20 protein-coding genes are annotated in these 26,929 nt (G+C 43.0%); 15 read left to right on the top strand and 5 right to left on the bottom strand.

Going from position 1 to position 26,929, the window contains the following annotated elements:
* Window positions 1-5: 5 nt before the first annotated feature.
* Genes O9X84_RS00530 through O9X84_RS00505 form a run of 6 tightly spaced genes read left to right on the top strand, consistent with a single transcriptional unit; the run spans window position 6 to window position 6,379 of the window.
* A complete protein-coding gene (locus tag O9X84_RS00530) occupies window positions 6-668 on the top strand; it encodes a hypothetical protein (RefSeq protein WP_269517543.1) in 663 nt (220 codons plus the stop codon).
* A complete protein-coding gene (locus tag O9X84_RS00525) occupies window positions 668-1,822 on the top strand; it encodes an efflux RND transporter periplasmic adaptor subunit (protein ID WP_269517542.1) in 1,155 nt (384 codons plus the stop codon). The genes O9X84_RS00530 and O9X84_RS00525 overlap by 1 nt, the downstream gene beginning before the upstream one ends.
* Window positions 1,815-2,504: an ABC transporter ATP-binding protein gene (locus tag O9X84_RS00520; RefSeq protein ID WP_269517540.1), complete on the top strand. Its 690-nt coding sequence runs from the start codon at window positions 1,815-1,817 to the stop codon at window positions 2,502-2,504. The genes O9X84_RS00525 and O9X84_RS00520 overlap by 8 nt, the downstream gene beginning before the upstream one ends.
* Window positions 2,491-3,687: an ABC transporter permease gene (locus O9X84_RS00515; protein ID WP_269517539.1), complete on the top strand. Its 1,197-nt coding sequence runs from the start codon at window positions 2,491-2,493 to the stop codon at window positions 3,685-3,687. Before O9X84_RS00520 ends, O9X84_RS00515 begins: the two co-directional genes overlap by 14 nt.
* Window positions 3,688-3,701: 14 nt before the next feature.
* Window positions 3,702-5,063, top strand: a complete 1,362-nt coding sequence (locus tag O9X84_RS00510) for a TldD/PmbA family protein (RefSeq protein ID WP_269517538.1) — start codon at window positions 3,702-3,704, stop codon at window positions 5,061-5,063.
* Window positions 5,060-6,379 carry a metallopeptidase TldD-related protein gene (locus tag O9X84_RS00505; RefSeq protein ID WP_269517536.1) on the top strand — a complete coding sequence of 440 codons (1,320 nt, stop codon included), beginning with the start codon at window positions 5,060-5,062 and terminating at the stop codon, window positions 6,377-6,379. The genes O9X84_RS00510 and O9X84_RS00505 overlap by 4 nt, the downstream gene beginning before the upstream one ends.
* Window positions 6,380-6,406: 27 nt before the next feature.
* On the opposite strand, the gene O9X84_RS00500 is transcribed toward O9X84_RS00505, so the two are convergent.
* The 4 genes from O9X84_RS00500 to O9X84_RS00485 all read right to left on the bottom strand — a co-directional run bounded on the left by O9X84_RS00500 (window position 6,407) and on the right by O9X84_RS00485 (window position 11,589).
* Window positions 6,407-8,593 carry a winged helix-turn-helix domain-containing protein gene (locus O9X84_RS00500; RefSeq protein WP_269517534.1) on the bottom strand — a complete coding sequence of 729 codons (2,187 nt, stop codon included), beginning with the start codon at window positions 8,591-8,593 and terminating at the stop codon, window positions 6,407-6,409.
* A gap of 153 nt (window positions 8,594-8,746) precedes the next feature.
* A complete protein-coding gene (locus O9X84_RS00495) occupies window positions 8,747-8,989 on the bottom strand; it encodes a hypothetical protein (RefSeq protein ID WP_269517531.1) in 243 nt (80 codons plus the stop codon).
* 589 nt (window positions 8,990-9,578) lie between these two features.
* The gene (recA, locus tag O9X84_RS00490; RefSeq protein WP_269517530.1) at window positions 9,579-10,613 is read right to left on the bottom strand and encodes a recombinase RecA; all 1,035 of its coding nucleotides are present in this window, start codon (window positions 10,611-10,613) and stop codon (window positions 9,579-9,581) included.
* Between the two features lie 436 nt (window positions 10,614-11,049).
* The gene (locus O9X84_RS00485) at window positions 11,050-11,589 is read right to left on the bottom strand and encodes a CinA family protein (protein ID WP_269517529.1); all 540 of its coding nucleotides are present in this window, start codon (window positions 11,587-11,589) and stop codon (window positions 11,050-11,052) included.
* 116 nt (window positions 11,590-11,705) lie between these two features.
* Here O9X84_RS00485 and mutS point away from each other — a divergent pair, with 116 nt between their 5' ends.
* From mutS to leuD, 8 genes are all read left to right on the top strand, one after another.
* A complete protein-coding gene (gene mutS, locus O9X84_RS00480; protein WP_269517993.1) occupies window positions 11,706-14,285 on the top strand; it encodes a DNA mismatch repair protein MutS in 2,580 nt (859 codons plus the stop codon).
* A 192-nt stretch (window positions 14,286-14,477) separates the two neighbouring features.
* Window positions 14,478-16,109, top strand: a complete 1,632-nt coding sequence (locus O9X84_RS00475; protein WP_269517528.1) for a CTP synthase — start codon at window positions 14,478-14,480, stop codon at window positions 16,107-16,109.
* Between the two features lie 59 nt (window positions 16,110-16,168).
* Window positions 16,169-17,461, top strand: a complete 1,293-nt coding sequence (eno, locus tag O9X84_RS00470; RefSeq protein ID WP_269517527.1) for a phosphopyruvate hydratase — start codon at window positions 16,169-16,171, stop codon at window positions 17,459-17,461.
* Window positions 17,462-17,659: 198 nt separating this feature from the next.
* The gene (locus O9X84_RS00465) at window positions 17,660-18,412 is read left to right on the top strand and encodes a hypothetical protein (protein ID WP_269517526.1); all 753 of its coding nucleotides are present in this window, start codon (window positions 17,660-17,662) and stop codon (window positions 18,410-18,412) included.
* Between the two features lie 508 nt (window positions 18,413-18,920).
* A complete protein-coding gene (leuA, locus tag O9X84_RS00460) occupies window positions 18,921-20,480 on the top strand; it encodes a 2-isopropylmalate synthase (protein ID WP_269517525.1) in 1,560 nt (519 codons plus the stop codon).
* Window positions 20,481-21,578: a 3-isopropylmalate dehydrogenase gene (gene leuB, locus O9X84_RS00455; protein ID WP_269517524.1), complete on the top strand. Its 1,098-nt coding sequence runs from the start codon at window positions 20,481-20,483 to the stop codon at window positions 21,576-21,578.
* A 9-nt stretch (window positions 21,579-21,587) separates the two neighbouring features.
* Window positions 21,588-22,988, top strand: coding sequence for a 3-isopropylmalate dehydratase large subunit (gene leuC, locus O9X84_RS00450; protein ID WP_269517523.1), 1,401 nt, complete (start codon window positions 21,588-21,590; stop codon window positions 22,986-22,988).
* Window positions 22,989-22,991: 3 nt separating this feature from the next.
* A complete protein-coding gene (gene leuD / locus O9X84_RS00445; protein WP_269517522.1) occupies window positions 22,992-23,597 on the top strand; it encodes a 3-isopropylmalate dehydratase small subunit in 606 nt (201 codons plus the stop codon).
* A gap of 160 nt (window positions 23,598-23,757) precedes the next feature.
* On the opposite strand, the gene nhaC is transcribed toward leuD, so the two are convergent.
* Window positions 23,758-25,245 carry a Na+/H+ antiporter NhaC gene (nhaC, locus tag O9X84_RS00440; protein WP_269517521.1) on the bottom strand — a complete coding sequence of 496 codons (1,488 nt, stop codon included), beginning with the start codon at window positions 25,243-25,245 and terminating at the stop codon, window positions 23,758-23,760.
* Window positions 25,246-25,665: 420 nt separating this feature from the next.
* On the opposite strand from nhaC, the gene O9X84_RS00435 reads away from it, so the two are divergent.
* A complete protein-coding gene (locus O9X84_RS00435) occupies window positions 25,666-26,892 on the top strand; it encodes an HD-GYP domain-containing protein (RefSeq protein WP_269517520.1) in 1,227 nt (408 codons plus the stop codon).
* The last annotated feature ends 37 nt before the right edge of the window (window positions 26,893-26,929 follow it).

The raw sequence follows: 26,929 nt of genomic DNA, 5'->3' as shown, positions 1-26,929 counted from the left end.
CAAGTATGTCTCATTTTTACGAAGAATTTTTAGGTACGCAAGGTAATATCAAATTACTAGGTACTTTGCTTGCACTGCTAATAATTCTGTTCTTTGCAAGAGATACTTTTCTTGTTTCGAATACCGACTACCTTGCTCAAGTTGAGTTCGATCTAGCTCAAAGTGGCTATGACCTTTCGCAGAGAAAAAAGCAGATAATTGCTGAACGCGCTGAAAGCCTCTCCTTTCTAGGCCCTATCGTCAACCTCTTTGTTGTTCCGCTTGTTCTCGTCGTTCTCGCAGGTGCAGTCAACGGATGCGTGTCGCTCACTAAAGAAAGAGAGAAAACAGGTATTACGCTACAACATATTTTGAGTATCATTTGCATGGTTGCTATACCTTTTTTAGCCCTTGATTTGGTATTACTGCTTGCCAAAAACTTGGGTCACCCTGCGGCACCGGAACATCAACTTTTATTTGGTATTCACGACATTACTGTCATTTCAAATCTCCTCCAAACTGCAGGGTTAATGCATGTAGTGTCCAAGTTAAACCTTCTCTTACTTGGTTTTTTAATTGTGCTAGCGGTTTATCTCGTTAAACGGATAAATTGGTTTGCCTCATTGCCTGTAATTATAGTGGTAACCTTCTATCTTTTTTATGTCTTCATGCCAGAAGGGGGAATGTAATGACGCTTAAAAATAAATTGATCACTGCTACTATCTCGCTCTTGATAGTAGCAATGGCCTACTCGGCTAATACGAGCCGAAGCGGTCATACAGAGGTTACTTCGGTCGTTCAACCGCAATTGCGCTTCATCAGCGAAGAGGTTGAGTTTAGTGGCAAGCTTGTATCAAAAAACGAATCGCATATTACAGCACCTCGAACTGGTTTGATTGAATCGATAAATGTAGTCGAATCGCAGCACGTAGAGGCTGGTGATATTTTGGGTATTATTGAAGATGACGACTTACAATTTGAACTTCAAAAAATGACCGCTAAATTAGAAATACTTAAACTTCGCCGTCAAAAATCGTTACTTGAAATAGAACATTCGAAGAAGAGACATGCCCAAAATCTCAAGCTGTATAGTACTAAGGTTATCTCAGAGGATAAACTAGACCAACAGTTACTTAATCTTGAACGACAAATCATAGACAAACGCCAGCTTGAATTTGAAATCGAAGAACTGAAGGTTGCGAAACATCAGATTATTCACAATATCGACAAATCGATTATACGCTCCCCAATTTCAGGCATTGTTACTAAAGTAAAAGTGTCTAGTGGTGAGTCTGTTTTACCCAGCTCTTCCAATATGCCGGGCTCAGTACTCTTTGTTATAAACGGCAAATTGAGTCTGATGGTAGTGGGTGAGTTGGCGGAAATAGACTTATTTAAGGTCTACCCAGGCCAAAATGCGCTTATCTCTTTCCCCGCTTTCACTGGTATAGAGTTAGAGGGAAAGATCGTGAAACTATTACCTCCCGAGCAGGTATCGGAAGTGATGGATTTATCTTCACAGTTTCCAGTACACGTTCAGCTCAAAAATACCAGTCAACGACTTATCAATGGTATGACTGCTCACGTAAGGATTAACACTTCAGGAGAGGGGGAGCGTATCACTCTCCCAATATCCTCGGTTCAACCAAACGGCATTGATGATTATCTAGTTGTGGTGCAGGAAAAAGACGGCACGTTACGTACACAAAAAGTAAAGGTAGGCGCTGTAGGACACGACTACCTAGAAATCACTGAAGGATTAAATGGCAGTGAAAATATTGTTCTTAATCCATATCAACAGGTTGACCACACTTATTTACATCGCGGACTAGACGATGTGTGAGCTAATTGTAAAGACAACTAAACTCAATAAATGCTACTCCAACACTAGTGAGAAAGTTATTGCGCTAGAAAATATAGATCTCAATATTTTCAAAGGCGATATGGTGTCGTTGATAGGCCCTTCTGGTAGCGGGAAGTCAACATTATTAAACGTTTTGGGCTGCATGGACTCGTTCGAAGAGGGTAGTTACTTTCTCGGTGGTTTGGACGTCACCAACACGACTGCAGACGAACAGGCATTAATAAGGTTGAATAAAATAGGGTTTGTCTTTCAAAGCTTTCAGCTAATCAACACAATTTCCATTTTAGAAAATGTTGGATTGTCATTGATGTATGCAGGAATTCATCCTGATGAGCGGAAAGAGCGGGCTAAAAACGCACTATCTCTCGTCGGACTTCACCAGATAGAAGACCGAATGCCTAAACAATTGTCAGGCGGCCAACAACAAAGGGTGGCAATTGCAAGAGCTATCGTGAAGAACCCACTCATTTTGTTAGCCGATGAGCCTACTGGAAATCTTGATTCAAAAACGAGGGACGATATATTCGACATATTTGAAAACCTCAATGAAATGGGGGTCACGATCATTATGGCCACTCACGATAGAGAATTATGCGATCGTGCAGGCGTTCAAATCTCCCTAAAGGATGGAAGGAAGGTAAATCAAAATGCGATGGCTTGATTTGATATTGAACGCTAGTACTGCGTTAAGGGCTAATCGGTTTAGGTCAGTATTAGCCGCAACGGGCATTTCTATTGGTGTAGCAGGTGTTGTGTGCGTAGTGGTACTAATGCTGAGCCTAAGTGGCAACGTATCAAGAAGTTTTGAAAAGCTGGGCAGTCAGTATATTAAGGTTTTTCCCTTTCGACCTGACGGAAGTCTAGTACAACCTGAATTATCCATTAAAGATGCCAGCGTGCTAAAGCAAGCTAACAAAAGCATACACAAAATATCGGCTGTGGCCTCTAGTGAAGTCCGTTTAGTTACTGATCGTTATGACGAAATCACACCAATCAAGGGAGTTATGCACGATTATTTTTTAATCAAGAACTTAGCGCTGCACATGGGAAGACCTTTTCATAAAATAGAAGAATTAAGAAGTTCGAAAGTGGCTGTTGTTGGAGGTAAGCTTTATGGAGCACTTCATAACTGTTACAACCTGGCGTTATGCAGGGTCAAGATAAATGGCCATGCGTTTAGGGTAGTAGGTGTTTTTGAGTCCGTAGGAAATCATCCCCTCGACAAACAGTTTGATGACACTATCTTTATTCCCTTTAGTACCTTCGAAAACTTTGTTCCTTTACGCAGCAGCCTAGAATTAGAGATGCTCGTTATTCCCTCGGCAAATGTCAACCTCACGAAACAACAAATTGCTGAGAAATTAAACCAAATGCGTCGTATAGATAGACCTGAAAATGGGTTTCTTCTGCTGGTACAACAACAATTACTTGATAGCACTAAAGCCATTATGAATAACATCATTCTCGTCTCAGCACTTGTTTCCATGATAGCTCTACTTGTTGGCGGAATTGGTATTATGAATATTATGCTGGTTTCTGTGACTGAGCGACGCCAAGAGATTGCAATTAGAATGGCAAACGGTGCATTGAAAAGTGACATTCAAAACCAGTTTCTTCTAGAAGCTATTGGTATTTGTTTAGTTGGAGGAATGATTGGGGGCGCTATAGGTATTTTATTTAGTTTATTTATTAGCGCCTTTTTGCCGGAATTAGGGCAGATCGATCTTAATTATTGGGTGCCTTTAGCAGTGCTATCAATAAGCAGTGTAATTGGTGTTATCTTCGGCACTTACCCAGCAAAAAAAGCCGCTGAATTAGAACCATGTGAGAGCATGCGTAGTTGAAAAAGGAAAATCGAATGGATATTTCGTTAGATATGGATCTCGTGGAGCAAAGTAAAAAAAGACTTCTCAACCCCTACGATTACTTTGATATTTATTCACAGAGTTTAAAAACTACCATGCTTGAATATCATAATAAGCAACTTAATCAATTTATTATTCAGGAAAGCTCAGGAATTGGTGTCTATCGCTCATGCGAAGATACCGAGCATTACAGTTTTGTTGAAGAGATTGGAGCAGATGCCTTAAATAAACTATGCCGGCAAGAAGGAATTCCATCAGGCAAAAAAAGTGTAGTTAACCGCAGCATCTTCTATGACCGGCCCCTTTCTCTTGACTTCACCGTTATAGGGCAAAGTATTGTTGACTACGTGACAAACCGTATCGAAATACGGATAAAAAGCAAGGTTCACACAACCTTTCAAATTCAGTTTGTTACTAATCATCGACATATAGCTAACAGTGCTAGCAGGGAACACCAACTTTGTGATTCGACCATTGTTGTGAAAATTTACGCTTTGTCAACTGAACAGCATGCCTCTTTAGTCCAGTGTAACTTGTTACTCGATCAACGATGGAACATGACAAAGATTATTCAGCGATGCGACGTGGCAGTACGAAAGCTCATCGCAATGATGCATTGTCAAGTGCAAGGAAGAGAGCTATCTACAGGACGTTACGATATTATTCTTTCTGGCGCTGACGCAGGAATTATGATTCACGAAGTACTAGGGCACCCTCTAGAACTGGACTCGGTTAGAGGCGGGCGTGGTATATTTTCAGACGCAATTGGAAAAAAGATTAGTTCATCGGAGTGCACTATTATCGATGATGGTAATCAGCATATACCTGGTGTAAACCAAGCGTTTGATGATGAACTTACACCGTCGCAAAAAACAATATTAGTCAATCAAGGTGTGGTACGTGGTTACCTATCATGTCGAAAAACCGCTAATAAAACGTCTTACCCTTTAACAGGTAACGGACGAAGGGAGTCATTTAGACATTCTCCTATACCGCGTATGACAACAACCTACCTAGCGCAAGGGCCTCATAACAAAAATGCTTTGATCAGTGAACTAAAAACCGGCCTCATATGCCGCTCTTTCTATTCCGGCAAGGTGAATATTATAGATGGAAGTTTCATCTTTTATCCCGCGGAAGCTTATTGGGTAAAAAATGGAAAAATACAACACCCATTAAAAAATGTTGCTATCCATGGAAATGCCTTAGATTTACTCAATAAAATTGATGGTGTAGGCAACGACTTGACGTTCAGTAAAGAGCATTGGCTATGCTCAAAAGGCCAGCACGTTCAGGTCGGTATTGGGAGTCCAACGGTGCTCATCAGGGGCTTATCAGTAGGCGTAAAACTATGAGCAACTTACTAAAAGACCATGACGTACTTTATGAATGGCTCGAAATGACACAAGCTGTTGGTGCAGACTCAGTAGAGATTCAATATATGCTAGAAGACACTGAAGAGATTACGCATCGCTGTGATGAAAAACTTTCAGTGCATCGCCAAAGTACCTCCAAAACCGTAATTTCTCTTATCAAGGATTTTAAAAAAGCATGCATCATTACAAGTAACCCAACAGAAGCAAAGCTCCAAGATGCACTGAAAAATGTAAGCACTTCCTTTAATAGTTTACGTCACGACGATGCCTACGTCATCACACAAAAATCGCAGTGCAGTCGCACTCAAACAATGAGTTCTTTTTACGATATCAATGGTCTAAAAAGTTTTAATACTCCTCGCAAAATACACATGGCGAAAGCTACCATCGAGTTACTCCGGGAGCAAGACTGTACTCCGCTCTCATGCAGTGTAAAGTCCTCTGATGCGAGTTTTCTTTACTTAAACAGTAATGATGTAAAAGTTCAGCAAAATCAATCTCTATTCCAATCATCTGTTGCTGCGACCAGTAACAATAATTGTGGGCAAACTATTCAAGAAACAACAACGACTAAGAGTAATAAAGTGAACAAGTTATTCACATCAAGGATATTGTCTGAAATCACTTTAAAAAACTTAGCACGGCGCAAAGTCGTAGCGAACAAAAAAACAGGTGCGTTACCCGTCATTTTTACCAAGCAAAGTATGGCGATGTTTTGGAAGTATATACTTATGGCCATTCAGGGGCATAATATTTTGGGGGGAATGTCGTTTCTTTCAAAAAGCCTGGGGCAAAAAATTGCGGCAAGTCATATTTCGCTATCGGAAAGACCTCAGTTACCTGAGGGTATTAACCACAGATTTCACGATGATGAAGGCGTTTATATTGAAGAAAAAAGCATCGTCGATAAGGGAACATTAACGTCGCTGTTATTGAATAATTATTCTGCTCGTAAATTAGGGCTTCGGAGTACGGGAAATGCAAACAGTTATACAAATATAAAAGTAATGTCAGGAATAAACGACTTTGATCACCTTGTAACGACTATGGGCACTGGATATATTATCACCCGCTTGTCTTGGGATGGCGTTAACCTTAACAGTGGTAATATAACTTCAAAAGCCAGAGGATACCTAATAGAAAGTGGAAGGCTAGTAGGGGCAGTAGATAATTTAGTCATATCCGGAAATTTTAATACCTTACTTCACAATATCGCAGAACAATCAAATCGATTGACTAATAACGAACGGATTGTTTGTCCAGATGCATTAATAGAAGGCCTGCATATAAACTAGAAAATAAAGTATCCAATGATAAATGTATTAATGAACAATGGGGGTTAACTCATATATAGCAGTCTCACCTCCTTTGTTGTCAACATAAAAGCCCCCAAGCTTACCAACGGTAAGCCCTTGCAAAATTCCGCCTTCTAGATCGTAAATAAATTTTGCGTTGCCATTTGTATCATAAGTTGTAAGAGAGTCTGAATTAGAAACATAAAGGATACCTCGGTACACGTCGAAATCGAAAAACGTTGATTCTCTATGCTTCATAAATGGCATTTGAGTTGACTCACTATTAGAAGCCAGTATTTTCTCTAAGCCCGTTGAACTAGACCAGATATAGTAAGTGTTATCTGCGCAATCTGCCCGTACTCGTTCTGCAAATCTTTTGACAATCGTGCGCTTTTCGTTTTTCACATCAAAACGATAAATATGGCGACTACCTTGATCCAAGGCGGAATAATAGAGTTCATTCGCAGAACATTTCCACTCTGAACTCTCCGGTAATCTAATGTTTGGTGCGATCAAAATGGTTTCATGACTAATGAGATCTTCTACGATCAGATCCCCTTTTAAGATATATGAGAGCTTTGTGGCGTCACTGGAAAGACGTGGTTTTCGCACAATTGTTTCACGTTGGAATGAGGTAAGTTGTGAATAAATACCATTTTCTAACATCCACACTTGGGATACGCCCGAGCGGTCTGAGACAAACAATACAATATCATTTTCATTATCTGCGTAAGCATCATAATCATCGAAACTCGATTCAATGATTGGCGTCTCACCAACTTTGATTTTTTCATGCTCAAATGACAATTTGTGAACGTCATAGTTTGCGTAATTCCCAGAAACTACAAAAAAGCTCTCCCCTTTTGCAGGGCTTAGCATAATGGGGTTAACTAGATCTACGGTAGACACACGATAGCTTTCCGTTTCGAGATCGTATTCAATAAATTCTTTATCGTCGTTGAAATAAAAAATTGAGCGGCTATCTTTACTCCATAATGCTGCCAGCTTAATTGAGTTAAAAACATCTACAAGAGTTCTATTACCTGTCTCAAGGTCAATAAGCTTCAGTTCAAATTGGTTAACACTTAAGCTGCGATACACCAGTATTGCACTGTTATCTGGCGACAATGAATGACTGTAATCCCCACCATAATTGCCCGAAGGCGTTGTCACGTTAGATTCCATATTAGTTAATAGGTTGCGTCTTCTAATATAAAGCTTCGCCTGATTGCTGTCTAAGTAGGAATAGTAAAGCCAAATTCCATCGTTGCTTAATGATATCGGACTAATACTTGGAAGACTTCCGCACTCTGCAATTTTAGTTGGTTTATTGAGTGTCATGTCCTCATTGAAATAAGCCTGAATTATAGAACACGCATTTGACTCATTTTTTAAATAGAAGACACTTTTACCATCTAATGACCAGATAGGAGACATAATATCCTCGTAATCTTGTGCGGTAAAAGTGCGCTCTTGATTAGTTAACAGATTTTTTATTTTTAATGCCCAAGGCCCACTGATAGACCTAGCATGGGAATAAGCAAGGTAATTACCATCAGGAGATAGCGCTGGATTGAACTCCAAACCTACATTATGCGTTATCGTTTTATAAGAAAACTCCGCTTCTTTATCTTCGTTGCTAACCAAGAGAAAACTTCCTACAGCAACTAAAGAAACGAATAGAAGAACCTGTACCCCTAATTTGTACCAATTTTTGGTAACTACTATGCCTTGACTTTTTGAAATTAGTGATTCTGGATTTCCTGCAGACAAGGCACTGTGTCTCAAAACATTATCGAGAAGTACTTCCTCAACATGGCCGGTATGCTGATTACTCGATTCTTCGGCAGTGACAGAAGGATTAACCTCCGCCTCAAATGCACTCGGGTTTACCTCTGCTTTACAAAGCTCTATACCGCTAATAAGTACGTAGCCGCGATTGTGGACGGTGCGAATATATTTTGGCTCCCTTGCTGAATCATTGAGTATCTTTCTAAGTTCAGAAATTTTTGCTGCGATATTATTGTCTGATGTATATCGTCCTCCCCAAACTGTTTCGATTAATTCATCTTTTGTGACAAGTTCCCCGGGCCGCTTTATCAAGCAACGTAAAATATCGTTGTGTTTATCCTCTATGACTACTTCTTTATCTCCCAAAACCAAACTTTTGGTATATGGTGAGAACGTAAAACTTCCTAGTCTATAAATTTCCATACATTAACTCTTACTTGTAAGATCATTCAGAGTACAAAATCTTATGTGAGTGTTAGTGTACTCAAACTTGACAGTGCCTACACATTAATCTTCGATTTAATTCGTATACAGAACACTAAGAAATTAAACGTCTTTTTTATTTGGTACTTAGTTTTAGCTCTCAATCGCCAAATAAAAGCCAATCAAACCAGAGACAAGCATTGTCACACAAATAATTGCGAAAAATATCGCTACACCCGAAAAGTGGGCAAGATTTAAAGTCCAGCCAGGTATTGCGTTCGGTTTTGGTACCCAAATTCGACTATCTTTCTTACTAAAATAAATTCCAAAGACAGTGGACTCCGACCAATTATTCTTATCTTTCCATTCTCTTTTATTGATATCTTCTTGCTGCATTGCTTTTCCTTGAATTAACATTTCATTTTTCAGCACTCACTGCAACTTTTACCGCAAACGTCGAACCTTAAGTTAGTTAAAAGATAATGCAATAAGACAACTCCATTAACAAGGCCATTCAACTTTGCAATCATGTACCACTCGATGTGAGTTTACAGGTTTATTTTTCAAACGGTTTTTAGACCTTACCGAGTCGCAGAGCTCATAAATTAAAATCAGCGCATTTTTCAATACCGGAGAAAACCACTAATGTAACCGCATTTAAACAAAAAAAGGCTAAGCGTACGTTATCGAGAAAATATAGGGGTACTTACGCCAGAATGGAGATTGACAAACCGTGTCACGCTATCGAGGGTATCTATCTGGTCAGAAGGTAGGATGTGTCATTGAAACGGACTGTTAGGCGTATAAAAAATCCGATATCAATGTCTGATATCGGATTCGAATCACTCAACATAACGTAAAGTTTACCAGTGCGACGCGCTACATAACTGGCATTAAACTAAAAATATGCTTTTTAGTTTACTACGCCAGTTTATATGCGCACCATTTTTTCATGCGTATCACAGTTTGCGGCTATAATTTGAGCCTATGATTCTTCGCTAACGTCTTCGCTTCTATCTTCAACGATTTTACTTGGAAGCAACATTTCTCTTAGCTTAGCTTCTATCTCGTCCGATACAGCAGGGTTATTCTTTAAAAACAACATGCTGTTCGCTTTACCCTGACCGATACGGTCTGTGTTGTAGCTATACCATGCACCGGCTTTATCAATTAATTTGTGCTTAACACCTAAGTCAATTAACTCGCCGTGCTTAGAAATACCTTCACCATAGCGAATAATAAATTCAGCTTGCTTGAAAGGAGGCGCGATTTTGTTCTTAACGACTTTAACGCGAGTTTCGTTACCAACAACCTCATCGCCTTCTTTTACCGAACCAATTCTTCTGATGTCTAAGCGTACAGACGCGTAAAACTTCAGTGCGTTACCACCTGTAGTAGTTTCAGGGCTTCCGAACATCACACCAATTTTCATACGAATTTGGTTGATGAAAATCATCATTGTATTCGAACGCTTCAAATTACCCGTAATTTTACGCATACTTTGAGACATCATTCTCGCGGCAAGACCTACGTGTGAATCACCGATATCGCCTTCAATCTCGGCACGCGGTGTTAACGCTGCTACGGAGTCGACAACAATAACGTCAACAGCGCCAGAGCGTGTTAACATGTCACAAATTTCAAGCGCTTGCTCACCAGTATCAGGTTGCGATACTAATAATTCGTTAATGTTAACGCCAAGTTTTTCCGCGTAAATAGGGTCTAGCGCGTGTTCCGCATCTACGAACGCACAAGTCTTGCCTTGACGCTGCGCTTCAGCAATGACTTCAAGGGTTAAGGTTGTTTTACCTGATGACTCTGGACCGTAAATTTCAACAATTCGGCCAAGTGGTAAACCACCCGCACCAAGAGCAATGTCTAGCCCAAGGGATCCTGTAGAAATAGTTTCCACATCCATTGTCTTGTTTTCGCCCAACTTCATAATTGAGCCTTTCCCAAATTGTTTTTCAATTTGAGAAAGCGCTGCATCTAACGCTTTACTTCTATTTTGATCTGTCATCTTAACTATGCCTATGCTTATCTTTTGCGCGTCACATTGCGTTTATTATCAACAAGAGTTGGAACATGAATGTGAGTAAAAATGAAAATATAAGGATGTTTTATTACTTTCCTTATATTTTAACTTTCAAAACATCTTACAGCTTATGATTTTCGCTTTGCTTACTACTTGTTTGCGCTGTTATTCGTTTACTTTGTTGTTGATTTGCTCAGCTGCCCAGCTATTTATCTGCCAGCAGCTTATCTATCTCAGGCTGCCTTGAGTTCGTCCATAAATACTAAACCACTGCGACAACATCGTTCGTCATTATTACAACGCTAGAACGACAAACCTCATCTACACCCTAACAATTTCTGCATGCATTCTATACTGTACAAGCATACAGTTTCAACCAGTGTTTTAATTATTTTTTTCAACTCGGCCTAAGATATGTTGTTTAACTAGTACTAAGCATTTTCAGCACATAATTAATTGCAAAGGCTACCGCTTCACCACGTACTACATCCCTGTTGCCACTAAACACCTGCTTGACTTGAAAAGCACCATCACCACAAATGAAACCAAACCACACAGTGCCTACAGGTTTGCTGTCAGTACCGCCACCAGGCCCAGCAATACCGCTAACCGTAACCACCACGTTTGCTCCACATCGCTTTTGCACACCAAGCGCCATTTCAGTCACCGTCTGCTGCGATACCGCCCCGTGTACTTCAAGGGTTTCAGTATTTACGAACAGTTCCTGCATTTTAGCCTTATTAGAATAAGTTACCCAAGACTGATTAAACCAATCTGAACTGCCTGCAACGCTGGTAAACGCAAAAGCAATGCCGCCGCCGGTGCATGATTCAGCAGTCGATACTGTCCACCCCTTTTTACGCAACACGTCACCAATCGCCATTACTTGGGTATTTAATGCGCTATCGAGCATTAGGGGTATGGCGTTTGGTTTAGAAACCGTTGAAAATGGTGTGGTCATATCAATCTACCGTCAGTGCTTTTTGTTGCACAGAGTTTATCATTTATTTGCTACCATACGCACTAACACCATAAACATATCTATCGAGGCCGTTTTTTTTGGAATCACATACTCCTATGATGCGCCAGTACCTTACGATTAAGGCGCAGCATCCGAATATTCTCTTGTTCTATCGCATGGGCGATTTTTACGAATTGTTTTTTGATGATGCCAAAAAAGCTGCAGACCTTCTCGATATATCATTGACGGCTAGAGGCAAGTCTGGCGGCGATCCCATTCCTATGGCTGGCGTACCTTATCACGCGGTAGAAAGTTACCTTTCCCGATTAGTTAAAATGGGTGAATCGGTGGCAATTTGTGAACAGGTAGGCGACCCCGCTACGAGTAAAGGTCCCGTAGAACGCCAAGTTCAGCGTATTGTCACACCCGGTACTGTCACCGACGAAGCGCTTTTAGAAGAACGACGAGATAATATATTAGCCGCAGTGTGTGGCCACACAATGCATTATGGTTTAGCCACGTTGGATGTGACTAGCGGACGATTTGTGGTGTTTGAATGCGATAATGATGAGAACTTGCTCGCCGAGATTCAACGAGTCAACCCTGCTGAATTGCTCTACCCAGAGGGATTTGAGCAAGTATCGCTAATAGAAAACAGAAAGGGGTTACGACGTCGTCCTGAGTGGGAGTTTGACATTGATACCGCAGATGAGCAGCTGAATCTGCAGTTTGAGACCAAGACCCTTGATGGTTTTGGCCTTAAAGGCATAACTAAAGGGTTAGGTGCTGCGGGCTGTGTGCTGCAATATGTAAAAGACACCCAGCGAACTGCCCTACCCCATATCAGGCAAATACAAACCGAACAGCAAGACAGCCGCGTTCAGTTAGACGCAGCGACAAGACGTAATTTAGAACTCACTCATAACTTATCTGGCGGTCAAGAAAACACGCTTTTCAGTGTGATGGACACCACCACAACGGCGATGGGAAGCCGTATGTTGCAACGTGTTATTCACTCACCGTTAACCGACCAACATGAGCTACAAAGTCGATTAGACGCCGTTGATGCCTTTATTGACGATAACCCTGACGATATTCGCAGCGCCCTAAAACACATTGGCGACATTGAACGTATTATGGCGCGCTTAGCCCTTCGCTCTGCGCGACCTCGTGATTTTGCGAGGCTGAAAAACGCATTTAACGCATTGCCTGATTTACACGACGCATTATCGCGCTTTGAAACTGGCCAAATAAAGCAAATCAGTGAAACCATTGGCACTTATCCCGAGCTGCAGACACTGCTTAATCACGCCATTATTGATAACCCGCCGGTTATTATCCGAGAAGGCGGCGTCATAGCACCTGGCTACAACGAAGAATTAGACGAATTACGTGCGCTCTCTCAGGGGGCTACTGACTATCTTGACGCAATGGAGCGTCGAGAAAAAGAACGTACTGGTATTTCTACCCTTAAGGTGGGATATAACCGAGTACATGGCTTTTTTATTGAAATTAGCCGCGCCAATAGTGCAAATGCACCCGCAGAATATATCCGTCGCCAAACGCTCAAAAATACCGAACGCTTTATTACTCCTGAATTAAAAGAGCACGAGGACAAGGTACTTAGTAGCCAAGGGGCGGCGCTTGCGCTAGAGAAAAAACTGTACGAAGCACTATTTGATGAATTTACGCCTTACTTAAATAACCTGATAGACAGTGCCGCTGCGCTAGCAAAGCTTGATGTGCTGTGTTGTTTCGCCGAACGGGCAATTGCCCTTGATTGGCATAGGCCGAAGCTCAGTAACGAGTGTGCACTTACTTACCAAGACGGCCGACACCCTGTCGTAGAGAATGTAATGAAAGCACCTTTCATTGCTAATCCGCTTCAGCTAGATAGCTCACGGCGCATGCTGATAATCACTGGTCCTAACATGGGGGGTAAATCTACGTACATGCGTCAAACGGCTCTCATTGCTCTGCTCGCATGTGTGGGTAGTTTTGTGCCGGCACAACATGCTCACATTGGTAAACTAGACCGTATCTTCACCCGCATTGGTGCGTCTGATGATCTCGCTTCTGGCCGCTCCACCTTTATGGTAGAAATGACAGAAACCGCTAACATTCTCAATAACGCCACGGAAAACTCATTGGTGTTAATGGATGAAATAGGCCGTGGAACCAGTACTTACGACGGGCTCTCACTGGCGTGGGCATGCGCAAGTTACCTTGCCAAGCAGCTGAATGCCTATACCCTTTTTGCGACTCATTATTTCGAGCTTACCGAGCTGCCAGATACACAGCAAGGTGTCGTCAATGTGCATTTAGATGCTGTTGAGTTTGAAGATACCATTCGCTTTATGCATACGGTTTCAGAAGGTGCAGCAAGCAAAAGTTTCGGGCTGCAGGTGGCGCAATTAGCCGGAGTACCAAAAATCGTTATTCAAGCCGCACGCCAAAAGCTCGCCGCGCTCGAATCTTCTCATATTATGACACAAGGAGAAGAGAGTGCGCCTGATAAGGCAGCAAGCACCCCAAAAGCTACATCAAAGGCAAAGCCAAAAGGCCAAGCAGAACTGCTGTTTCCAGATAAACCTAACCCTGCTGTCGATGCCCTTGCGAACATATCTCCTGATGAGCTCTCTCCACGGCAAGCTCTCGACCTTATTTACACCTTAAAGCGCTTAAGTCAGTCTTAGCCGCTAGGCCAAGTTTAGGTCACAATTGGCCTGAATTTGGTGTAAATCTGGCGTAAATTTGCACATCATGTAGGCAAATAGATTGTCTGTTTACATGGTTTTGCGTATACTATCGCCCCGTCCAAAGTGTAGATGGTTTCTTTCTGAAATCGGCCTATATTTACCATACAACCCTAACGTTCTAGGTTTCGCATGACACATTATATTTTCGTCACTGGTGGTGTAGTTTCATCGCTTGGAAAAGGTATTGCAGCAGCATCATTAGCAGCAATTCTTGAAGCACGCGGTCTCACCGTTACCATGTTAAAACTCGACCCTTATATCAACGTCGACCCGGGCACAATGAGCCCTATACAGCATGGTGAAGTATTTGTTACCGATGACGGTGCAGAGACAGACCTTGATCTTGGCCACTACGAGCGCTTTATTCGCACCCGTATGACAAAACGCAACAACTTCACCACAGGCCGTGTTTACGAAGAAGTACTCAAACGCGAGCGTCGCGGCGATTACTTAGGAGCCACAATTCAGGTCATTCCACACATTACCAACGAAATTAAACGTCGCGTAATTGAAGGTGCTGAAGGTCACGAAGTTGCCATTGTAGAAGTGGGCGGAACCGTAGGTGATATTGAGTCACAACCTTTCTTAGAAGCCATTCGCCAACTAGGCACTGAAGTAGGCCGTGAACGTGCTATGTACATGCACCTTACGCTAGTGCCATATATGCCAGCATCCGGTGAAGTGAAAACGAAGCCAACCCAGCATTCAGTTAAAGAGTTGCGCTCAATTGGTATTCAACCCGATATTCTTGTGTGTCGTTCTGTAGGTGCTCTACCTACCAGTGAGCGCTCTAAAATCGCGCTTTTCACTAACGTCGCAGACAAAGCGGTTATCTCATTAAAAGATGTAGATAGCATTTATCGCATTCCAGCTGCACTTAAAGCGCAAGGAATGGACCAGCTTGTTGTGGATCGCTTTGGATTTGATTGCCCGGAAGCCGACCTCGTCGAGTGGGAGCAAGTACTTTACGCTGAATCAAATCCCACCGCCGAAGTTAACATTGGCATGATTGGTAAGTATGTTGAATTACCAGATGCGTATAAATCCGTTAACGAAGCATTAAAGCATGCTGGTCTTAAAAACAGACTGACAGTTAACATTCATCATATCGACTCTCAAGATGTTGAGAGTAAAGGCACGCAAATCCTAGAAAAGCTAGACGCTATCTTAGTGCCTGGCGGTTTTGGTGAGCGTGGAATTGAGGGTAAAATTGCCGCCGCTCGCTACGCACGTGAAAATAAAGTGCCTTATTTAGGAATTTGTCTAGGCATGCAGGTAGCGCTAATAGAATTTGCGCGAAATGTTGCAGGTATGGATAACGCCAACAGCACCGAGTTCGACCCACAAACTGCATACCCTGTGGTAGGGTTAATCACGGAATGGCTAGATGCAGCGGGCACAACCGAAACACGCACTGAAACCTCAGACCTTGGCGGTACAATGCGATTGGGTAGCCAGCTTTGTCATTTAATTGAAGGCACTAAAGTGCATGAAATGTATGACAACGTCGAAATTTACGAGCGCCACCGACACCGCTATGAAGTGAACAACAATCTTCGCGATGAAATCGAAGCTGCGGGCCTTAAAGTAAGTGGTTTGTCCACTGATAAACGACTTGTAGAAGTTATCGAAATACCTGACCATCCTTGGTTTATCGCAGGTCAGTTCCACCCTGAATTCACTTCAACACCTCGCGATGGACATCCATTGTTTAAGGGGTTTGTTGCAGCTGCAGGCAAATACCAGAAAGAAAATCACTAGTTTCTAATAAAGGGAACGCTTTCCCGTTGCGTTCCCACATCAATTGTTGAGGAAATAACATGGCGAAAATTAGTCGCATCATCGGACGTGAAATCTTAGATTCACGCGGTAATCCAACTGTAGAAGCAGACGTTTATTTAGAGTCTGGCGTTATGGGTCGTGCTGCTGCACCCTCTGGCGCGTCTACGGGTAGCCGCGAAGCATTAGAACTGCGTGACGGCGACAAGTCTCGTTACCTTGGTAAAGGTGTAATTAAAGCAGTAGCGGCTATTAATGACGCCATTGCTCCGGCTCTGCTAGGCAAAGACGCACTAGCACAGTCTGATATCGATCAGGTGATGATTGACTTAGACGGCACTGAAAACAAAGAAACTCTTGGTGCTAACGCTATCCTTGCTGTATCTCTTGCTGTAGCAAAAGCTGCCGCGCTTGAAAAAGGCGTGGCACTTTACGAGCACATCGCTGACTTAAACGGTACGTCTGGTCAATATTCAATGCCTGTGCCTATGATGAACATCATCAATGGTGGCGAGCACGCAGACAACAACGTTGATATTCAAGAATTCATGGTTCAGCCAGTTGGCGCGAAAAGCTTTAAAGAAGCACTGCGCATGGGTGCTGAAATCTTCCACTCACTTAAGAAAGTATTGTCAGCGAAAGGTCTTAACACCGCTGTGGGTGATGAGGGTGGTTTTGCACCAAACCTTAGCTCTAACGCTGAAGCACTTGCTGTTATCGTACAAGCCGTTGAAAACGCTGGTTATAAAATGAATGAAGACATTACCCTTGCACTAGATTGTGCAGCGTCTGAATTCTACAAAGACGGTAAGTATGTATTATCTGGTGAAGATAAGAGCTTCGACTCAGAAGCGTTTGGCGACTACTTAGCCGACCTATCTGCACAGTACCCTATCGTATCTATCGAAGATGGCTTAGACGAGAGTGACTGGGACGGCTGGGAAAGCTTAACGAAGAAGATTGGCGACAAAGTACAGCTTGTTGGTGATGATTTGTTCGTAACTAACACCAAAATTCTGAAGCGCGGCATCGATAACGGTATTGGAAACTCAATCCTTATTAAGTTTAACCAAATTGGCTCACTAACAGAAACGCTTAACGCAATTAAAATGGCGAAAGACGCTGGCTTCACCGCCGTTATCTCTCACCGCTCTGGCGAAACTGAAGACGCGACAATTGCTGATTTAGCGGTAGGTACTGCTGCAGGTCAAATCAAAACTGGCTCTCTTTGCCGTTCTGACCGTGTCGCTAAGTACAACCAACTTCTTCGTATTGAAGAAGCGCTTGGTAGTGCAGCAACGTATAATGGCCTTTCTGAAATTAAAGGTCAGTAAAGCTGATCTGATTGCCAATACGGAGCAATCGTAGCAAAATAATTTCTATTCATCCCGAAAGGCGCCAGTGCTCTTGCACCAGCGCCTTTTTTTGTTTTTATAAGTAATGATACGTAGCCTAAATACCAGCGCATGAGTGGCGAGATCGCAGGTTTCTTGATACGGTTAGTGCAGAGACAGTCAAAACGCGATGTTAACGTGAGCACAAACAGTCATCCGCCAAAAACACAATCAGGTTTTTTTAACGACTTAGGCGAGCTAGGTGGTAATCACGCACAGTTTTCTGAAGTGTGTACGGCGCTATATGAAAGAGAACTTTTGTTTATTGCCCACAGCGGTATCAGCAATGCGTCTATCCTTAAGCGCCGAATTGGTGGCTTGCCTCATCATATTAGAAGTGTCGCTCGATATTTTGTAACCAACCCAACCCCACTATCTACCGATACCTATAACGGAAGCTGGTATGCCAAGCAGCCAAAATCTGCGCCTCGTGTACCACAGAATGCTGATGCAACAGCGCAATGGTTTAGAAAACATGCCGACTATGGGTTAATTGTTCCAGTCTTAGTTAGAACCATTGAAGGTATTCACCTTGAATTAGACACTATCGACAAAACGATGTTGGTAGACGATGTCGTTCATTTGAACAAACACGGTTGGTTTACAGTTGATGGAATCAATCGGGGAAACAGTCAGGAAGCGAATCGAAGAAATAAGCAGGCTAGTCATTTCATTGAAAGCTCAGATGAAGAGTCTCGTGAAAGTGGACTTGAAAGCTACGGAACTTTTGATAGTAAAACTCTTCTTAAACCAACGAAAACCATCATGGCGAGCGCCTGCTCGGGTCACGCTTGGAACTTCAAATCTCGAGTATCACCTCGTGCACTGTCTATTAGAGAAATGCGGCTGTCTACTCAAATAAACTGGAAGAACTTTACCTTATTGAAATAAAGGACTTGTCTACGCCCTTTTTTCTTTTAAGGCGACATTAGTAATGCCATACCAAACCAAACATGCATAAAAATACAAAAATAATAAGTATTCATTCAATTAATAACTTCTCCATATCAGTCTAAAAGAGTACAAACATACTAACCATTTCAAAATTCAAACTCTTTATCTGTATTAGCAGTATTTAAAGAGGCGTTTAAGACCTAAATCCAGAGAGTCATCATCATAAATTAGGACATGCATCCTAATATGAGCATCAAGATAAATTTTTTCATAAAAATTTAATCAATATGGTAAACAATGGTTGACGTTCAGGGCTCACATGGTTAAATTGTCGCTATCAATTTTGGTCAGCAAAGATTTTCGAAAAATGCGTATTCGTTTTCTTCTAATTACTCTACTCCTCAAGGCAGCCAGACTGCACGGGTAGATTGCGACCAGCGATTAATCACACAAAAACCCGTGCACAGCACGGGTTTTTTTTTAACTATTCAATTGAGAGAGCGTCATGACAAATCAAGTGAAAATCTTTGATACCACGTTGCGAGATGGTGAGCAGGCCTTGCCAGCAAGTCTAAGTGCCAAAGAAAAGTTACAGATTGCACTGGCGCTTGAGAGACTAGGTGTAGATATTATTGAAGCCGGTTTCCCTGTGTCTTCACCTGGCGACTTCCAATCAGTACAGTTGATTGCAAAAGAAATCAAAAACTCAGTGATTTGCGGCCTGTCCCGCGCCCTTCCCGGTGATATCGATGCATGCGGCCAAGCCCTTAGCGTAGCTGATCAGTTTAGAATACATACCTTTATTGCCACATCGGAAATACACGTTGGCGCCAAATTGCGTAAATCTCATGATGATGTGGTAGACATGGCCGTGGCTGCGGTAAAGCATGCCCGTAAATACACCGATGATGTGGAGTTCTCATGTGAAGACGCAGGCAGAACGCATATCGACTACCTGTGCCGTATGGTTGAAGCAGCTATTCACGCAGGCGCTACAACGGTAAATATTCCGGATACTGTTGGCTACACAACGCCCACTGAGTTCGGCGGTATTATTCAGCAGTTGTTCAATCGGGTTCCCAACATCGATAAAGCCATTATCTCAGTGCATTGCCATAACGATTTAGGCCTAGCTGTTGCTAATTCACTGGCGGCAGTAGAGCAAGGCGCGCGTCAAGTAGAGTGCACTATAAATGGAATTGGTGAGCGTGCAGGTAACGCTTCACTAGAAGAAATTGCAATGATTTTGCAAACGCGAAAAGGGCTGCTTGGCATTGATACTAATATCAATTCCACAGAAATTTCACGTACGTCTAAACTTGTCAGCCAGCTGTGTAATATGCCGGTGCAATCTAACAAAGCCATTGTTGGGGCCAACGCCTTTAGCCATTCGTCAGGTATTCATCAAGACGGTGTCTTAAAAGCGCAAAATACCTATGAAATTATGACGCCTGAGAGCGTGGGCATTAACAAGAACAACCTTAACCTAACCTCTCGTTCGGGTCGCCATGTTATTAAACATAGGCTTACTGAATTAGGTTACAAGCCTGAAGAATTTGATTTAGAGGCCGTATACGATGCGTTTTTAAAGCTGGCTGATAAGAAAGGACAGGTTTACGACTACGACCTTGAGGCGCTGTTGTTTTTCGATAAGCAAAAGCATGACCAAGCGCACTATCAACTGCTTTACCTTCAGGCTAATTCGGGCAGAGAGATCATCCCAAGCGCTACCGTAAAAATGAAAGTGGGCGAGCAAGAGATTACACAGGCTTGTACAGGTAACGGACCGGTAGATGCCGCATTTAAAGCGATAATTTCCATTCTTGGTCATGAAGACTTGGAAATTGTTGACTTTAAACTAGATTCAAAAGGCGAAGGTGCAGATGCATTAGCGCAAGTGAGTGTTATCGCCACATATAAAGATCGTCGATTCCACGGTATAGGCTTGGCCACAGATATCGTAGAGGCCGGTGTAAAAGCATTGATATTTGTACTGAACAATACTTATCTGGCCGACCAGATTGATCAGCAAAAGAATCAACAAGAACGCGTTGTAGGAGTGTAAATGAGCCAGTTTTCAATTGCCGTATTAGCCGGAGACGGTATCGGTCCAGAAGTTATGCAAGAGGCCAACAAGGTCTTAGATGCTGTAGAAAAGAAGTTTAGCATTACGCTAAATCGCACCGAGTTTCCCGTAGGCGGCTTTGCTATCGATACCGAAGGCGAAGCCCTTCCAGCAAAAACACTGTTAGGTTGTGAACAATCTGACGCGATTTTATTTGGCAGCATAGGCGGTCCTAAGTGGGACACACTTCCACTTGAACAGCGTCCCGAACGCGCTGCACTACTTACGTTAAGAAGCCACTTCGATTTATTCAGTAATTTGCGCCCTGCTCGTATCTATCCTGGGCTTGAAGGTTTATCCCCACTTCGTGAAGACATTGCTAAATCAGGTGTAGATGTGTTGGTAGTACGCGAACTTACCAGCGGCATTTACTTTGGTCAGCCTAAAGGTCGTGAGGGTGAAGGCGAGGAAGAGTTTGCTTACGACACAATGCGCTACAGCAAACGAGAAATTCGTCGCATCGCTGTCGCAGCCTTTGAAGCAGCACAAAAGCGTCGCGGTAAAGTCACCTCAGTAGATAAAGCCAATGTATTGGTTACTAGCAGATTGTGGCGTGAGGTGGCAGAAGAGGTGGCCAAAGACTTTCCCGATGTTGAGCTAGATCATATCTACATCGATAACGCCACCATGCAAATAATGAAGAACCCCGCGCAATTTGACGTCATGCTGTGTTCAAATTTGTTTGGCGATATCGTATCTGATGAATGCGCTATGATGACAGGCTCTATGGGGCTTTTGCCTTCGGCAAGTATGAACGAAGACGGGTTTGGTTTATACGAGCCAGCAGGCGGTTCAGCGCCGGATATTGCAGGCCAAGGCATTGCAAACCCCATCGCTCAAATTTTATCGGCAGCCATGATGTTGCGATTCAGTATGAACTTAAACGACGCGGCAGATGCAATTGAAAAAGCCGTGGTCGCCACTCTTGAAAAGGGCGTACTCACTGGCGAGTTGCTGCCTGAAGATAAAAGAGACCAAGCTTCAAACACATCGCAAGTAGGCGATGAAATTGTTAAACAATTAATGGCGCAGGAGTAGAAATACCACATGGCCAAGACCTTATATGACAAAGTATGGCAAGCGCATATTGTCGACCAACTAGGCGAAGATAGCCTTATTTATATCGACCGCCACTTAATTCACGAAGTGACATCTCCGCAAGCATTCGCTGGCCTTAACGAAAAAGGCCGTAAAGTGCGTCGCCCAGATAAAACTGTGGGAACCATGGATCACAGCATTTCAACGCGCTCGTTAGCCATTGATGCATGCGGCCCAGATAACGCACTACAGCTGCATACCTTAGCCAAAAACTGTGAAGATCACGGTATTCAGCTCTACCCTGTAGGCCATCAAAAACAAGGTATCGTCCATGTAATGGGGCCAGAATTAGGGCTTATACAGCCAGGCATGACCGTAGTGTGCGGCGACTCTCACACTGCAACCCATGGCGCATTCGGTGCACTTGCATTTGGAATAGGTACTTCTCAAGTTGAGCATGTTTTAGCCACACAAACTCTGAAGCAAAGCCGCGCAAAAAGCATGCTTATTAATGTGAATGGTACACTTCCTGTGGGAATTACAGCGAAAGATATTATTTTGGCCATCATTGGCAAAATTGGACACGCTGGTGCAACAGGTCATGTGATTGAGTATGCGGGAGAGGCAATTCGTGGGCTTACCATGGAAGAGCGAATGACTGTGTGTAACATGAGTATCGAAGCAGGAGCCAAAGCTGGGCTTGTAGCACCAGACGACGTTACCTTCGCATATTTGAAAGACCGCGAGTACGCTCCCAAAGGCCAGTCTTGGGATGACGCGGTTGCCTATTGGAAAACTTTATATACCGAAGACGGTGCAAGCTTTGACACGGTTGTTGAACTTGAAGCAGCCGACATAGCACCGCAAGTCACGTGGGGAACCAACCCAGGTCAAGTTATTGGAGTAAATACTCCAGTGCCCGCTCCTGAAGACTTTAGCGACCCTATCGAAATAGAAAGCGCGAAAAAAGCACTTAGCTATATGGGTTTGCAGGCCGGTGAAAAACTTTCTGATGTAGCAGTAAATCACGTTTTCATTGGCTCGTGTACCAATGGTCGTATAGAAGATTTACGCGCTGCTGCCCACGTCGCCAAAAAAGGCAAAGTGTCATCTTCGGTTACCGCCATAGTGGTGCCGGGTTCTGGAGCAGTTAAACGCCAAGCTGAAGCTGAAGGTCTCGATAAGATTTTCGAAGAGGCCGGCTTTGAATGGCGCTTACCAGGCTGTTCAATGTGTTTGGGTATGAACGACGATAAACTAGTTTCTGGCGATCGCTGTGCATCAACGAGCAACAGAAACTTTGAAGGACGCCAAGGCCGTGGTGCACGCACCCATTTAGTGAGCCCAGCTATGGCTGCAGCAGCAGCCATTAACGGCCACTTCGCCGATGTTAGAGACTATCAGGAGTAATACATGTCAGAGCAAGGTTTTACACACCACACGGGCATTGCAGCACCGTTAGACCAAGCCAATGTGGACACAGACCAAATTATTCCTAAGCAGTTTCTCACGGGTGTCACTCGTATTGGCTACGGCAAGCACCTTTTTCACGATTGGCGTTATTTGGATTTAAAAGAGCAAGAGCCTAACCCAGATTTCTCACTGAATAAACCAGAGCACAAAGGCGCTAGCGTATTGTTGGCACGAGAAAACTTTGGTTGTGGTTCAAGTCGAGAGCACGCACCTTGGGCACTGGCCGATTTTGGTTTTAAAACCGTTATTGCCACCAGTTTTGCTGATATCTTTTATGGTAACTGTATCAACAACCAACTGGTTCCTGTTGCGTTAGGTAGCGAACAAATGGACGCTTTGTTTGACGCTGTAAAAGCAGATCCCGCGGTCGCTATTACTGTGGATTTGCCGGCGCAGACAGTAAGCTTCAACGATACATCGTTTAGTTTTGATATAGCATCTCATCACAAAACTAATCTGATAAAAGGCCTTGATGCAATAGGTCAAACTCTCGAGCTTGATAGTGCTATCAGCGCGTTTGAGGACAAACAGCCTAGCTGGCTTTAGGCTGCGAAGGGATTGCTATTAGTAGGGCCTGTCATAAAAGCCCCAGTAAAAAAGTCAAATTAATGCGACAAACAAAAAAGCGAGGGTTTGCTACTATCCTCGCTTTTTTATTTCTTCTTTATATTTTAAACGGTATTTCTTTCAGCGTTCAAACACCAAATCATTCAGTCACTGGCGTGCCATCCTCATTGAATTTGGCAATATCAGCACCTGATGACTTCCATTCTTCCCGCTCTTTATCTGATGCCTTCGGTGAAAACATACCGGTATAGGCATAAAATATCCCTATCAATGGCGCTGTCCAACATGCAAATGCAAGTGGTATATAAAGTAAGTTCTGTAAATTATCACCGGAGATGCCAAGTCCTAATGCAGAGATAACAAAAGCGCCTCCGGCATTCCACGGGATGAGTGGAGACATCAGCGTGCCGCCCTCTTCTATACCACGGGAAAGATTAAGTGTTGAGTAACCCATGCCGCGATAAACAGGAGAATACATACGCCCTGGTAAAGCAACAGATAGGTACGGGTCGCCAGCAACAAGATTCGTAGCAAACGAAGTTCCTACCGCTGCAACTTGAGTACCTGCAAAGGTTTTTGCTTTACTTTTTATAGCATTAATAATACTTCTCAAACAGCCTGTTGTCTCAAGCGCGCCTCCAAAACCGAGGGCGATAAGGACCAGCGATATGGTCCACATCATCGACTGAATACCGCCGCGATTGAGCAGTGAATCAATTTCGCTGATATTGGTTTGGATGGAATACCCGTTGTTCGCATAGTCAAACACCGCCTGAAGCGACTGTCCTTGCGTAACCATGGCAAAGGCACCGCCAACAACTACGCCTGCGAACAGCGAAGGAAGAGGTGGAAATTTCTTTAATGCCAGCAACATAACGACTAGAGCAGGCAATAGCGCCCATGCAGATATGTAGAAGTTGTCTTCTAATGCAGTAGTAATGCCTTCAATTTTTTCAAACGACACACTTTGCGTATCTATAACAAAGAGGCCAACACCAATATAAATTAAGAGCGCAATAACCATAGCCGGTATGGTTGTGGCCATCATGTTTTTTATATGTGAAAAAACGTCCGTTCCCGTTACTGCTGGAGCCAGATTAGTTGTGTCCGAAAGCGGGGATACTTTATCACCGAAAAATGCGCCCGATACTACTGCGCCTGCCGTCCAATACATGGGAATGTCAAAGCCTTCGCCAATGCCCATTAGTGCCAAACCAACGGTTCCAACGCTTCCCCAGCTTGTACCTAAAGACACCGACACTAAGGCACAAATGACCATGCCAGCGGCGAGGAATATTTCTGGCGATAACGTTTTCAAGCCATAGTAAATAATGGTAGGAACTGTACCGCTAGCAATCCATATACCGATAATCATGCCCACCGTAATAAGCACGCTTACCGAGGGCAACGCCACATGGATAACTTTGAATATACCGGCGCGAATATCTTCCCACGACAAGCCAAGGTAAACACCTACAAAACTCGCAAGCGCTACGCCTATTGCCAGGGGTATATGAGGTTCGAAAACGCCAAAGTAGAAAATCTGTGTTCCCAAGATTATTAGCGTTAACACAACAGGTGTTAGAGCCAGCAGTAGACCGGGCGTTTTTTGCTGTTCATCTTTCATAGGACATCCTTATACTAAAGCACTGATATAGACAATCAGACCCTATGCTGTGAATAGCGTTCTAGATATAAAAAGTACTTCGCTAGATATGAAACGCGCTATTACTAGGGCGTGTTGTTCTTTAGTTAATTATTTATTAAATGTGCAGGTTTGCTACGCTACTTTACGCGTAAAAGATCGAATGCATGGAGAATAACAGAGGTTTTGTCAGGGCTTAGTCACGGATTTGGGCACATATTTAAAGTTTGCTTTTGGTTTCATTCTTCAATGAAAACCATTGGCTTTTCAATGAAAACCACTGTTAGAACACGACTTAGTTTTTACGCTTATTAAAAAAAATTCCTCATTATTGGCATATCATCACACCTCACCCTATGCTAATTTAACGAGCTTAAAACGATGCAGTAAACGGAAAATAAAATGTTAGAACAGGTGCCTATTGATGAGCTTAAACCAGGAATGTACGTTACACAGGTTCTACAGCAATCTGGTACGCTTCATATGCGCTCTCAGGGCATTGTTAAGTCCCAAAGCATTGTGGATACATTGAAGAAAAAAGGTATCTTACTTCTCGAAGTCGATATTGCTAAGTCAAAACATCATCGCAATGAAGAAACACAAGTAGATGCTCTGGCAAATGAAGAGCAAAGACCTATAAATGAGTCCTCGGTGTCTGAGTCGAGAACGGCTAAGTCGAAGCCGCTGGACAATGCTTCCATCAACGAAGCTTACGACTTATACGAGAATGCACTGTCTATTCAAAGTAAATTTGTAAAGGCTTTAAACAAGGGCGCCGTAACTGACTTATCTCCTATGACATCACTATCTTACAGTCTCATAGAGAGTGTATTTGATAATGGAGACGCCTTAAGCTGCCTCACCCTCATTAAAGATACTGACAACTACCTGCTAGAACACTCGATAAATTGCTCAGTGTTAACCGGAATATTTTGCAAGTTTCTCGGTTACGACAGAGACAGTATTGAGCAAGCAAGTCTTGGGGCATTGCTTATGGATACGGGCATGTCGTCAATACCTGCTGATATTCGCAGGCCAACTGCATCCTTATCTGAAGACGATCTCGCGGTTTTGAAAACCCACGTAGAAATTGGTACTACCTTAGTAGAGCAATGCGGAGATATTCCTGATTTGTCTTTGCAGGTTATTGAGCAACATCAAGAAAGAGTAGATGGCAGTGGCTATCCAAACGGCCTGAAAAACGATGAGATATCAGAGTTTGCTCGAATAGCCGCCATTGTCGATACCTACGACGAGTTGACATCTCAACACCCGTTACAACAAGGCCTTACACCAATGCAAGCGCTGAAACGCCTATCAGATTCAGCTGGCCTAGATCAATCACTCGTCAACCAGTTCATCCAATGTATCGGCGTACATCCAGTGGGCTCTTTGGTTAAATTGAAAAGCGGCAAGTTAGGCATCGTAAGTAAGATTAATCCAAAAGATCCAATAAGCCCTCATGTAATGACGTTTTACAGCGTGACATCGAGTCACTTTAATGAAATTAAAAAAATTGATCTAAGTCATTACGATGACGAGGTAGTATCTGGCGTACGTCCGGAAGAATTCAGAATAAACTTACCGAAGTTCTTCAAAGAAGTATTTGTTCATCAAGCCCCGCAGTAATCAATAACCGAGTATCGATAATCGGGACTTGTTCTAA

The sequence above is a fragment of the Alteromonas sp. BMJM2 genome, assembly GCF_027257845.1.
GTDB lineage: Bacteria > Pseudomonadota > Gammaproteobacteria > Enterobacterales > Alteromonadaceae > Alteromonas.
The sequence above is the reverse complement of the archived record's forward strand: the minus strand, read 5'-3'. Positions and strand labels throughout refer to the sequence as shown.

Excerpts from the sequence above, each read along its gene's own strand:
- O9X84_RS00530 (WP_269517543.1), top strand. The coding sequence starts at position 6 with ATGTCTCATTTTTACGAAGAATTTTTAGGTACGCAAGGTAATATCAAA.
- recA (WP_269517530.1), bottom strand. The coding sequence starts at position 10,613 with ATGACAGATCAAAATAGAAGTAAAGCGTTAGATGCAGCGCTTTCTCAA.
- leuA (WP_269517525.1), top strand. The coding sequence starts at position 18,921 with ATGACAAATCAAGTGAAAATCTTTGATACCACGTTGCGAGATGGTGAG.
- O9X84_RS00500 (WP_269517534.1), bottom strand. The coding sequence starts at position 8,593 with ATGGAAATTTATAGACTAGGAAGTTTTACGTTCTCACCATATACCAAA.
- O9X84_RS00495 (WP_269517531.1), bottom strand. The coding sequence starts at position 8,989 with ATGCAGCAAGAAGATATCAATAAAAGAGAATGGAAAGATAAGAATAAT.
- O9X84_RS00435 (WP_269517520.1), top strand. The coding sequence starts at position 25,666 with ATGTTAGAACAGGTGCCTATTGATGAGCTTAAACCAGGAATGTACGTT.
- nhaC (WP_269517521.1), bottom strand. The coding sequence starts at position 25,245 with ATGAAAGATGAACAGCAAAAAACGCCCGGTCTACTGCTGGCTCTAACA.
- O9X84_RS00525 (WP_269517542.1), top strand. The coding sequence starts at position 668 with ATGACGCTTAAAAATAAATTGATCACTGCTACTATCTCGCTCTTGATA.
- eno (WP_269517527.1), top strand. The coding sequence starts at position 16,169 with ATGGCGAAAATTAGTCGCATCATCGGACGTGAAATCTTAGATTCACGC.
- O9X84_RS00515 (WP_269517539.1), top strand. The coding sequence starts at position 2,491 with ATGCGATGGCTTGATTTGATATTGAACGCTAGTACTGCGTTAAGGGCT.
- O9X84_RS00475 (WP_269517528.1), top strand. The coding sequence starts at position 14,478 with ATGACACATTATATTTTCGTCACTGGTGGTGTAGTTTCATCGCTTGGA.
- O9X84_RS00520 (WP_269517540.1), top strand. The coding sequence starts at position 1,815 with ATGTGTGAGCTAATTGTAAAGACAACTAAACTCAATAAATGCTACTCC.
- O9X84_RS00505 (WP_269517536.1), top strand. The coding sequence starts at position 5,060 with ATGAGCAACTTACTAAAAGACCATGACGTACTTTATGAATGGCTCGAA.
- leuD (WP_269517522.1), top strand. The coding sequence starts at position 22,992 with ATGTCAGAGCAAGGTTTTACACACCACACGGGCATTGCAGCACCGTTA.
- leuC (WP_269517523.1), top strand. The coding sequence starts at position 21,588 with ATGGCCAAGACCTTATATGACAAAGTATGGCAAGCGCATATTGTCGAC.
- O9X84_RS00485 (WP_269517529.1), bottom strand. The coding sequence starts at position 11,589 with ATGACCACACCATTTTCAACGGTTTCTAAACCAAACGCCATACCCCTA.
- O9X84_RS00510 (WP_269517538.1), top strand. The coding sequence starts at position 3,702 with ATGGATATTTCGTTAGATATGGATCTCGTGGAGCAAAGTAAAAAAAGA.
- mutS (WP_269517993.1), top strand. The coding sequence starts at position 11,706 with ATGATGCGCCAGTACCTTACGATTAAGGCGCAGCATCCGAATATTCTC.
- leuB (WP_269517524.1), top strand. The coding sequence starts at position 20,481 with ATGAGCCAGTTTTCAATTGCCGTATTAGCCGGAGACGGTATCGGTCCA.